Source organism: Ligilactobacillus pobuzihii E100301 = KCTC 13174, assembly GCF_000349725.1.
GTDB lineage: Bacteria > Bacillota > Bacilli > Lactobacillales > Lactobacillaceae > Ligilactobacillus > Ligilactobacillus pobuzihii.
The window spans coordinates 1-10,983 of the sequence record NZ_APCP01000104.1; the positions used below are offsets into that span (position 1 = coordinate 1).

The following is a 10,983-nucleotide window of genomic DNA, read 5'->3' on the forward strand; positions in this document are numbered from 1 at the left end:
ACATAAGCGCGTAAAATGTCCCACATAAGCGCGTAAAATGTCCCACATAAGCGCGTAAAATGTCCCACATAAGCGCGTAAAATGTCCCACATAAATTACTGAATCCCAACAGGATCAAGGCTTCCGAGAGTCTTAAAGAACTTAAAGAACTATATTAAAGAATTATATAAAGAGATACAAATGATACAAATTCCAAAACCAGCTCGGTCCCCTCGCTTAAAAAGGAGTGAGAGAAAACCACTCTCACATTTAACTCCATTCGCTTCACTCATTGCGCAGTCGCCGCTAGCTCCTTTGCCAAAATCAAAACATGTTAACAGGAAATCTTCGGGCACGCCCTCAGAGCAAGCGCCTTAACTGCTAATAGTTACCAACCACCTGACCAAGTTAATTAGCTATAATTGCAACTTAAAACCAAAACAAGACCCCTGATACTTTATCAGAGCTTTAATTTAGCTGCCTAAGCTGTTTATTTGGATTTCAAGACATATCATCCTTTTTCCAAAACTTGAGTCGAGAGAGCTTAAAATCGGTCAAATACTGGGTCATTTGCAGGGCACACCAGAAGCTAAAGATAATCACAATGCCTAAAACAAGAAAACCAAAAAGCCCCAGAATAATGGAGCCCACATAATGATCGGTATGTAAGGCCCAAACAGTGTTATACAGGCGATAAAATCCCCAGCCACGCCAAATACCGTCATACAGCAAAGTTTTTAACAAAAATAAAATCAGACAAACTAAAATCAAACTGTTGGCAATCGCTAACAAAGTTACCATAGCGTGTTGCCAAAAATGTTTTTTCTCAGCTGCTTCTAACTGACTTTTTTGATAATCCAACTCTTGTTGCAGGTCAAGGACCTCATCCCGAGCGGCGGTTAAATCACCAAGAACTGATTTCTGAAAGGCAGTTGTATCAAGTTGGTTTTGTTTGTCTTGAAGAATGTGTTCAATTTGTTGATGATACCAAGCTTTTTCGTCTTTTAAGGCCGCTTGTTGTTTTTCTTTAAGTGCAGTTGTGCTAAGGGTTTGAGACAGTTGTTCTTGAGCGGCTTGTGTCACTAAGTTTTTGAAAGCAGGAACATTGTTAAAGTTGATCTGGCCATTTTCGTAAGCGTCAAAGAGCTGTTTGACCATTTTTTCATTTTCATTCATCGGTGGGGTCCCCTTCCTGGTTTATTGGTTTGTCGCGGTACATGTGTTTGTTGCTGGGCTTGTTTTTTACGTGCTAAGTCAGCTTGAAATTTTTGGGCAAAATTGAGACGACTAGCACGCAAGTCTAAGAGTTCGCGAGCTCGCTTTGTAAATGCTCGTAAGCCGTCTTTAAAGTGCTGTAATCCGTTTGTAAGTGGTCGTACTGCTTTTCTAAGTCGCTCAAAGCGTTGCTGAGTGTCTGATTGGTCTCGTTGAGTGCGGCCAGTTGCGACTGCAAGGCGGTCAAGACCTGGTTTTCTTGATTCAAGTAACGGTTTTCGTTGTTCAATTTCGCGATCAGCTGTAAGAGCTCGCTGGTCGTTTGAAATTTCAGTTTGTTTGCGGGTTTGTTGTTCTCGTCGCGCCAACTCATCTAAAAGTGCCTCCTTGTCATAGTCTGTCCCTAAACGGACCCCACGGGCCCGCCGTTGCTTCTGATTAGCGTCTAAAAACGCATATGAGATGTTTTTACCCCGTAAAGCGACATTTACCCCATTTGAGCTTAAACGAGCTGAGAAGGTCTCATATGAGCTCACAGTGGGGTCTTGCATAACTGTATCAATGCGGTGGCGGAGATCAGCCATGTAAGAATACTTGTGGGCTTGCGTCAGATCCTGTTCAGTTGGTGACTGGTGTTCACGCACCGGCGGCAGAATATGCCAGCCTTGGGCTCGTGCTAAGTCATCATTGGCGGCTCGGACCCGCCTGACTGTTTGACCGCGCTTTTCGTCTAATTTCTTACCGGTCGCTAAACTGACTTTATTAACGATAATGTGGTTGTGCAAATGGTGGTTTTCTCCGTCTAAATGCGTATAAACGGCACTTTGATATTCCGGATAAAGTTTTTCCGCTAATTGCACGCCGAGATCATTGGCTTTCTGCCAGTCTGTTTGGTTGAGCGGGTCTAATTCGTTATCTGCAAAAGACTGGGTGATCCGTAAAACCTGGTTGCGCTTTTGCGTTTGCTGAAAGAGTTGGCGCACTGCGCGAAACTGTTCATTAGCGATTAAAGGGTCAATCCCATTAGTGCCACCTACGACCACGGCCCGACAATTTTCAAGTTCAGCGGGTTGGGCTAAATCATGATCCGCTAACCAGCTTTTGGTGTCATGATGTAAGGGAGTATTTTCACCTAAACCATAGCCCAGGGCAAAAGTGGCACTAGCTGCATTACTTACTTTTGCAATTGTTGCCATAATTTTCGATACTCCTCTCGGGTCGCTTGTAAAGCAGCTAATAATTGTGCAGTTTGAGGCATTTCCGGTTGTTGATTTAACTGCCGCGCAACTTGATTCAAATTAGTTCCCTGGCGACTTAATTCAAGTAACAGTTCTTTGGTAGCCGTGTGATCAAAATAGGGCTGCCGGAGCTTAGAATTTAAGGCTAATTTTTTAGCATAATTAGAGACCGTCAGGCCATAAGTTTCCGCCGATAATTTTAATTTAGTATATTCAGTTTGATCTAAACGAAAATTAATGCGTTTGACTTGCCGTTCATTAGTTGGTTTAACATTAGACATCAATTCTCCCTCCCTCATAAAACCACAGCATTAAGCTGCATTATTCATTTAGCTTTCTGCTGAAAAAAGTAAGTGTAAGCGCTTATTATTCATGCACGTCTACCCTAACATTTTTAGTCAAATATTGCAAGCTGTCGGAATGACATACAAATTGCTACCGCATTTTGTCTTTATTCCGGGCTTGAAAAGAGGGCTTTTTGTTGCACAAAAATTCCCCCTTTTATCCCCCTCAAAAGACGCTCGTTTTTCGTCGCGAAAACGAGCTAGAACCGCCCCTTTTTTGTGCCAAAAAATGTGACCGGAAAAAGCCAGGAAAAATAGCCCGCATTTGTCGTCACAAAGTGGGCTATTTTTCCTAAAAGAAGGTCGTTTAATTTTGGTCCTGGTCGGTCCGAAATTGTGCCAGCCATTTTGAAACATGGTTGAGATCTTCGATCTGCCAAAAGTTGCCGTTCCAGTGCATGGAATCCTCAATGGTAGTTAATTGCTGCATTTGTTGGTTCGTTAAAGTTATTTTTCGCTTTATTTTATCAGACAACTAACTTGGGAACTGAATAGCACTAAAAAAATTGACGGATTCTAGAGGTAATAAGTTGTATTTCCTCTGGTTTTAAAGTTGCTTCAACTTGTCCATTTGAACGTTTAGTAGGGTCAATAGCACGAACATGTTGCAATAAAGCTGTTCCATGAATTTTATTATGGTTGATCTCCACAAAAAGTGGAGATTTAGCATACTTTTCCACCTGCCAATATTTTGCAGAAGTACTAATTGGTACCACAATCACAGTATTAAAATATTGGTTGTAATGAGCGTTGCTGATAACCAAACAAGGGCGCTTCTTTTTAGTTTCAGTGCCTTTAGCAGGGTTTAAATCAATCCATAAAATGTCACCTTGAGTTAATTTCATTAATCAAAATCTTCGCTTTCTACATCTGGTCCCCAGTCGAGTTCTGGAGTAGATAAATTACCAAATTGTTTTTCTTGTGCTGCCACAGTTTGCCACAGATCGGGTTTACTAGGGATAATAGTAATTGTACCATTAGGGGAGATTTTCCACTCAATAACGTCGCTAGATTGAAGGTCTAAAAGATTACGCACAGTTTTAGGAATAGTTACCTGATTTTTACTCGTAATCTTTGAACGAACGGTAGTTGAATTGTTAGTATTCATATAAATCGTCTCCTTACTTTTTCCTTACTTAAATAATAACATAGTTAAAAGAGTAAGGCAATCCTTGATCAACGTTAATAATCAGGACGAAGTTTAGAGAAAACAGTTTAAAGTGAGCGTTAAGAGGTTCTTTTTTTGTATAAAAATAGCCTCACTCTAAAATTGAGTGAGGCTATTTGACATAATGCGGACTTATTGAGGAAAAGCTAATGTTCAAGAGAGGAACTAAAAATGTGCCACCAGTTACGTAATAAGCGCGCCTTGTTTTTTCTAAAAAAAAAGCTGAACACAGCTTAACCTGTATCCAGTTTACTCTGGTTGATAATTACTATTAACCAGAGCCTTGACCCAAACCCGCCCCTTCTCATTAGCATAATCAATGTTCCTAATCATACTAAAGAAGAATTGTTAGTTGATCTTTTGAGATGATTGTAATGTTTTACTTGTCTGTTCAAAGTAATTAACGTTGCAACACCTCCTTAAAATTACCAAGTGCCACTTTAAAATAGCTCCAATTAAATCCTACAAACCATAATTAGAAATAACTACTGGTAGGCCTACCAAAAGAGACGTTACTTCAAAAAGATAGTTTTTTAATGGAACTAACTATCTTTCACTTTTTTATTTTATATATTTAGCCTTTGATTGCAAGCATTTTGCTAAAACTTTTTTGAAAATAAAATAACCTAAAACATATGCTTAGTCGTGCTTATTCGATTTTGATTTGGTGCCCACTAGATTCTTTAGTCTTGGGTAGAGAGATTTTTAAAACACCGTTTTGGGTCTGGGCTTTAATTTTTTCAGAAGCTACGTTAGGCAAATAATAACTACGCTGCAAACGACCGGTAGAACGTTCTTGCGCCATGATTTGTCCTTTTTCATCTTTTTTAGCAGTAGAAACATTTTTTTGTGCTGTGATAACCAGTGAGCCGTTGCGGTAACTGAGGTTAATATCTTTTTTATCAACTCCCGGTAGCTCAACTGCAAGTTCATAATGATCGTCTTTATCGACAACATCACTTTTGAGTTGCTGCATATCACTAGTAAAACCAGGTAAAAAATGATTGAAGTCACTGAAAAAGCGATCCCAATCGTAGAACATATCATTAAAACGATTTGCTACTTCATTTGCCATAAAAATCCCCTCCTAAATATTTAATAAAGTAAAAATAAAGTTTCTAGCCCAACTGGTTAGTTTTGGTTGCCAGTTGATGATCGCCCGACCACAAAACTGTTATGTCAACGTACCTTTACAATTAATCATCACCCTAAAGTGTCAGCATCACCTCACCCTTTATAGTAATTAACAACTGCTTTCACTTTTTATTTTATAAATTTTTAGGGTAATTTCAAGTAATTAGGCATAAAAAAAGCCATGAGGTAGGTGTAATAGACTCATGGCAAAATATAGCATAGCAAGAAAAATAAGTTCCTTGGGGATTGACGCTTATGGGAAACATCATAAATTTTAGGATAAACTATGAAAAGCTAGAAAACAAGTTAAAAATAATTTAATGACAACAGTTGTGCTAACCAAAATCAATATTATCTAGCATTTCTTCGGTGCTGGCTTGATCTAAGCCTAAATAGGCGAGTGTCATGGCCTCACTGCTATGGTTCAAGAGGTGCATAACTAGCCCGATATTGTAATTAGACTGCACATAGACCCGATAAGCGCCCGTTTTGCGCATGGTGTGGGTCCCTAGATAGTCTAAATTAAGGAGATCTCCCACTTTGGCCATGATCTTATAAAACTGTTTTTCCGTAATGTGCTTCTCCGGGTGCTGGATCGACGGAAAAAGCCAGGGCGAGACAAGATTTTCTTGCTGGAGCCAGTTTTGATAGGCTAACAAATCGCCGGTGACCGGTTTTAAGTATAAACGGTTAGCTTTCCCGGTTTTTTGGTCATGGAGAAACGTGTTCTGCCGCACGTTTCCCTGCTCATCAAAGACATCTGTCCGTTTAAGCCGGAGAATGTCGCTCACCCGCAATAAAGTCGCCTTGCCGACTTGAAAAATAGTGTAGTTGCGCCGGCCGGCTTTAAAATCTTCCTGTAAACACCGTTGAACTTTAATTAAAACATTGGAATCTTTGATCGGTAGCACTTTTTGTTCCATGAAAAAATCGCTCCTTTTTTAGGGGCGATTTTAATAGTTTTTTGTTGCTTTTTGCCCCTTACTTTTAAGTCTAAAATAAAGAGGCCGGTAAATCAAGTTTTGGCAGGGTCCATTACTCAGTAATGGACCCTCGGATTATAATTGAAAACTAATTTTAACTATTTTGAATTTATATAATTATGTAAAAGGCCGAGAAAAGAATCTCGGCCCCGTATTTTTAATTTAAATCAGTTTGGTATCTTCTAATAGTTCACCGATCCAAGTTCCTTTAACCTTTTCTAGGCCTTTGTTTTTGACAAATCCTGGAATTGGCAAGTTACTATCAGTGAGTTTTTGCTTGTCATTTAGATAATACATTGATTTTAAGAGTTCACGAATATCATAAATTGAATTGAAAACTTCCGGCACACCACGATCAACATTTAGTAAACTATAAACTGATTCCATGGCTGTTCTAATTGAATATTCTGTCGTGAAAACTGTATCACGTGTTGGTGATTCTGCAAAGTTACCGATAAAGGCCAGATTCTTTGAACCAGCTGGGACAACGTCTGGACGGTCACCTTTAACACGTGGCATGAAATATGAAGTAATAAATGGCATGTATACTGGGTTAGTGTTGATCGAATCTTGCTTAGCTAATTTAGTGATTAATGTTTGTGGCACACCTAAGTGATACAGCCATTCCTCAGTGATCTCTTCACCAGTACAGTCAACCACGTTTTTCTTGATATAGTTACCCGGCGTGTCTGAATACAAAGCATAGATCCAAACTATGGTTTCATTTTCTTTTTGATCTTTAAAGTGTGGTTGACGATGAATGCAGAAACTCATCATCCAATTTGAATCTTTGATAGTAATGATCCCACCAGTGTTAACTTTGCCATCGTGTAGATTACGTTTAGTTAAACGTTCAATATAAGGTTCTATGGCTGGATTTTTAATAGTTGCTGTGGCTGAAATATGCCATGATTTTTCTGGTAAGTCTTGGTAAAAGACTTTAGGATGGCCAAATTCAGAAGACTGTTCCGCTAAATTTTCCCATAATTTCCAGCTTGGCCCTGGTTCATCAGTGATTTCTGCTGGTGTGTGATGGTCACCATAAGTGGAACTTTCAGTGATCGAACCATTTGTGACAAAGACAATATCATTGTCGGACAACGGAATCTCTTGTGGTGAACTATCGACTGTTATTTGTAATTTTTTAGCGTGTTTTTCGCCGTTTTCAGTGTCAACGATAACGTTGTTAACGATAGTATTGAATTGGAAATCAACACCATGATCTTCCAAATATTTGACGATTGGCAAAGTCATTGAATCATATTGGTTATATTTATTAAATTTAAGGGCAGTAAAGTCAGGTAGACCATCAATATGATGAATAAAACGCATGCAGTAACGGCGCATTTCAATGGCTGAATGCCATTTTTCAAAGGCAAACATTGTGGCCCAATAATACCAGAAATTAGACTCAAAAAATTCTTCAGAAAAATATTCTTCGATTGTTTCTGTGCCTAATTTTTCTTCAGGTGTCATGATTAACTTGATGATTTCTTTAGAAGTTTTACCTAAGGTATAATTGCCATCATCAGGAACCTCGTTACCACGGTTGTAGATCATGCGACAATTGGACGAATTCGGGTCATCTTTATCGAGCCAGTAGAACTCATCTAAATATGAAGCTCCTGGAACTTCGAGTGATGGGATCGAGCTATACATATCCCACATACATTCGAAGTGGTTTTCCATTTCTCGGCCACCACGTGTTACAAAACCAATATCAGGTTTCTTAGCACCGTCTAAAGAACCACCTGCAACTGGTAATTCTTCAAAAATATGGATCTGTTCGCCAGGCATTTGTGCATCTCGGACTAAAAAAACACCAGCAGCAAGGCCGGCTAAGCCTCCACCAACGATATAGGCAGATTTATGATCGACATCTGCAGGTTTGCGAGCATGAACAAGAGCTTCGTAATTTCCATTTGAATAGTACATTAAACAGATCCCCTTTCCTTTATCGACTTACAATATACATTATAACTTATTTAGGAAAAAATTTGCAATTACCTCTTTAACTTTCTGATGGTCTATTGCTCACTAATAGACCCTGTCCCAGAAGATATTATATTTTTGAATTGTAAATACTTCTAAAATATAATCTGATAAAAATGGTAATTCCTCTCAAAAAGTTCCTTTTTTGCGCTGACTGAACGTTACTAAAAGTCATTAGAAAATAAAATGTATAGTACAGTTTTTCTTGTGACAATTCATTGAAAGACTTACATCCTGTGCTCTCTAATAAGCTGTAAAAGGTCTCTATCCATTGTTTGCATAATTCAGGTGTATAAGTCACAATTGTATCCTTAAAACAATCTTGCAAATTCAAAGAAAGTAAACTAAGATGTGTTGCTTGCTGGAAAGTAGTTGCCGCAAAGTTGACCTGCCAAGTAAAAATATCATGTTGACTGATTCCATGTGCGCAGCTGTTGATCACTTTAAAATTCTGTTTATTTTCAAAAAGAACGCCAAACAGTGATTCCTGTGGGATTAATTTTTCAATCTTTCCGGTGTAAAAAGAATAATTTAGCTTTTGTTGTGTTGTTTCATTAAAACCAGGGCCGTCAAAATTAAAGACTTTTTTAATTTGAGCTTGTTTGGTGACGTTGGCAGTTAAAGCAATAAAGGTTGCCAGGTTACCACCCTTTGAATGGCCACCCAAGTAGAAGTTTTGAGATTGCTGGTTAGAAACCAAGTTAAAATATTTTATTGCAGAAAGTTGTGAAGGGATGAACGGTAAATAAAGCATATTTAAATTTTCTTTCCAACCAATAAAAGTTGCACGTGTTCCTCTAAAAGCTAAAAAAGAGGTATTATTTTTTAGTAAAAATGAAATAGCTGCAAACTGTTCTTGCTTATCAAGATCAACAACCTTCTTAAAATTACTCCATATAATATTCATATATCTTTGGCTCGTGGAAATTTTTTTGATCAATTCTTTATTTTTTTCTGGTTGCCATGTTCGGGCAGTAAGTTTATTAATTGTATTTTCTTTATTTAGGTCTTTGAGTTTGCCTTTTTCGTTAGAGGAAAAAATTTCGAAATTTAAGTATATTAATTGTGAAAAAATAGCGGCGTCAATCTCGTTTAAGGGTAATTGATCAAACGATATATTTTTTGTTTGATTAATGTAATCAAAAATACCGAAAATAATAATCACATCCTTTCTTGTAATCTTTTGAAAATAGTAGTGAGAAGCTATTATTGGCTAATGGATTCTTAAAAACTCCCTTTCAATTTAATCATGTATCTTAAAGAAACAAACAGAATTTTTAAGTATAAGAACATAAAACAAGGGGGGTTGTCCCTCACAAATGGTCCCTCTTAGTTACTGCTAAAAAGGCGTTTAAGGAAGCCTTTTTTTGGTTGTTTTTCCTGTTGGTTGTCAGTTGCACTATTTTGTACTGTTGCATTTTCTTCTTTTTCTTCAACAGGTTGTTCTAGTTTTTCAATCCTTTTTTGATCAGATAAATGAAGTTGCTGTTCCTGATCAATTAATTTTTGACTTTGAAAATTTTGCTTTTGAAGTTCATTGATTTGATTATCTTTCATGTCTATCTGTTGTTTTAAATATGATATCTGGTCTTTTAAACTAGAAACCAACTCATCCTTTTGGTTTGTTTTATGTTGGTTTGTTTGTTGTTTTTTAGGTCCTGTTACCTCTTTTATAATAAGCTTTTCGGCTTTTTTATCAATGATATATTTGTGCTTTTCCAGAGTTGGTTTGTTTGTTTCAGGGAGAGATTTAATAATTTTTTGAATATATTGAGGAGTAACATTTAATTCCTCGGCTAAAATTTTAACAGTTTTTGTCATATCTTTTACTCCACCTATTCCATAGGATTATTATTCATTCCCAAGGCCTCCAACCGTTCGGCTATTTCGCGTCTTAGTCTTGCCCTTTCTTCTTCTGAAATTTGAGATTCTCTATTTTCAACAGGTAACGATTCTTTTTGTTTAATTGTTTTTTTTGAGTAGTTATTATAAATATTTTTTTTGGCATCTTCTTTTTCCTGTTTGGTTAAATCATTGTTACTTTCTATGTTTGTAATTCTTTTCCGTGTTTCATACCAAGAATTTTTTAAAAAATCGTCTTCATTGTTGGTTTCTGCTTTCCATGTAAAAACATATCCAGAAATTTTCCCTCCACGCTTATTGCTATTTCTTTGTTTTTTAATAGACAATCCTTTAAACATTGGAGTTAGTTCTTTTTTTATTGGTTTTAAAATTCTCTTGTCTATGTCATTAACTCTATAGCTTTTTGGAATATCTAGTAAATAACGAAACTCTTCCATGCTAAATGTACGTTTACCAACAGTTCGCCATTGTTTTAAAAGACGAAACATGGTTTTAGAATAGGTACTTTTTAATTCAGCAAACTGTGACAGGTTAAATCTAGTCCAATGACTCAATTCGTTAAATAATCCTTGAAATTTTGGATTTACAGCAATACTAACTGTTTGTGTAGAACGTTTTATTGAATACTCAGTAAAAGCGACAAAACTAATAATTTCATCTCCGTCATCAGAAGTAGCGCTTAAACTTATTAGTTTACTGTATGTTTTTCGAAGATCTTCAACAAATCTATCTCCATGATCAGTATAGTTACTTAAGCTTTTTAATTGATTGAAAGTAAATTTAACAGTATCGGTGCCTTTATTAGCAACACGTGAAGCAATGGCAAAAAACAAATTCATTTCTCTGGAATTAAAGCGACGTAATGGAATAGAGTTTAATCGGTTATTATATTTGACAAGCTCGTTTACCATAAAAAGCACCTCTCTTATAATTATAAACTAAGAGTATCACGCTTTTAGTGTGACGTAAAATAAAAATGTCCCACATAAGCGCGTAAAATGTCCCACATAAGCGCGTAAAATGTCCCACATAAGCGCGTAAAATGTCCCACATAAGCGCGTAAAATG

The 10,983-nt window shown here is 37.0% G+C and carries 11 protein-coding genes; all 11 read right to left on the reverse strand.

The genetic code is table 11. The annotated features are described in order from the left end of the window. Nucleotides 1-480 precede the first annotated feature (480 nt). The 11 genes from LACPOB_RS0101435 to LACPOB_RS0101490 all read right to left on the reverse strand — a co-directional run bounded on the left by LACPOB_RS0101435 (nt 481) and on the right by LACPOB_RS0101490 (nt 10,827). A complete protein-coding gene (locus LACPOB_RS0101435; RefSeq protein ID WP_017867060.1) occupies nt 481-1,155 on the reverse strand; it encodes a hypothetical protein in 675 nt (224 codons plus the stop codon). Beyond that, on the reverse strand, nt 1,152-2,390 hold the full coding sequence (locus LACPOB_RS0101440) for a relaxase/mobilization nuclease domain-containing protein (protein WP_017867061.1): 1,239 nt from the start codon (nt 2,388-2,390) through the stop codon (nt 1,152-1,154). Before LACPOB_RS0101440 ends, LACPOB_RS0101435 begins: the two co-directional genes overlap by 4 nt. Next, the gene (locus LACPOB_RS0101445; protein ID WP_017867062.1) at nt 2,369-2,713 is read right to left on the reverse strand and encodes a plasmid mobilization protein; all 345 of its coding nucleotides are present in this window, start codon (nt 2,711-2,713) and stop codon (nt 2,369-2,371) included. The genes LACPOB_RS0101440 and LACPOB_RS0101445 overlap by 22 nt, the downstream gene beginning before the upstream one ends. Before the next feature lie 560 nt (nt 2,714-3,273). Next, nucleotides 3,274-3,621, reverse strand: a complete 348-nt coding sequence (locus LACPOB_RS0101455; protein ID WP_017867064.1) for a type II toxin-antitoxin system PemK/MazF family toxin — start codon at nt 3,619-3,621, stop codon at nt 3,274-3,276. Then, nucleotides 3,621-3,884 carry an AbrB/MazE/SpoVT family DNA-binding domain-containing protein gene (locus LACPOB_RS0101460; RefSeq protein WP_017867065.1) on the reverse strand — a complete coding sequence of 88 codons (264 nt, stop codon included), beginning with the start codon at nt 3,882-3,884 and terminating at the stop codon, nt 3,621-3,623. The genes LACPOB_RS0101455 and LACPOB_RS0101460 overlap by 1 nt, the downstream gene beginning before the upstream one ends. 709 nt (nt 3,885-4,593) lie before the next feature. Further along, nucleotides 4,594-5,019 (reverse strand): Hsp20/alpha crystallin family protein, encoded by a 426-nt coding sequence (locus LACPOB_RS0101465; RefSeq protein WP_017867066.1) that lies wholly within the window; start codon nt 5,017-5,019, stop codon nt 4,594-4,596. Between the two features lie 394 nt (nt 5,020-5,413). Next, the gene (locus LACPOB_RS0101470; RefSeq protein ID WP_017867067.1) at nt 5,414-6,001 is read right to left on the reverse strand and encodes a site-specific integrase; all 588 of its coding nucleotides are present in this window, start codon (nt 5,999-6,001) and stop codon (nt 5,414-5,416) included. A gap of 222 nt (nt 6,002-6,223) precedes the next feature. Then, nucleotides 6,224-7,996 carry an oleate hydratase gene (locus LACPOB_RS0101475; RefSeq protein ID WP_017867068.1) on the reverse strand — a complete coding sequence of 591 codons (1,773 nt, stop codon included), beginning with the start codon at nt 7,994-7,996 and terminating at the stop codon, nt 6,224-6,226. Between the two features lie 127 nt (nt 7,997-8,123). Next, the gene (locus tag LACPOB_RS0101480; RefSeq protein WP_017867069.1) at nt 8,124-9,218 is read right to left on the reverse strand and encodes an Mbeg1-like protein; all 1,095 of its coding nucleotides are present in this window, start codon (nt 9,216-9,218) and stop codon (nt 8,124-8,126) included. Nucleotides 9,219-9,382: 164 nt separating this feature from the next. Beyond that, nucleotides 9,383-9,874 carry a hypothetical protein gene (locus tag LACPOB_RS11510; RefSeq protein ID WP_017867070.1) on the reverse strand — a complete coding sequence of 164 codons (492 nt, stop codon included), beginning with the start codon at nt 9,872-9,874 and terminating at the stop codon, nt 9,383-9,385. 14 nt (nt 9,875-9,888) lie between these two features. Beyond that, nucleotides 9,889-10,827 carry a replication initiation protein gene (locus LACPOB_RS0101490; RefSeq protein ID WP_017867071.1) on the reverse strand — a complete coding sequence of 313 codons (939 nt, stop codon included), beginning with the start codon at nt 10,825-10,827 and terminating at the stop codon, nt 9,889-9,891. Nucleotides 10,828-10,983: the final 156 nt, after the last annotated feature.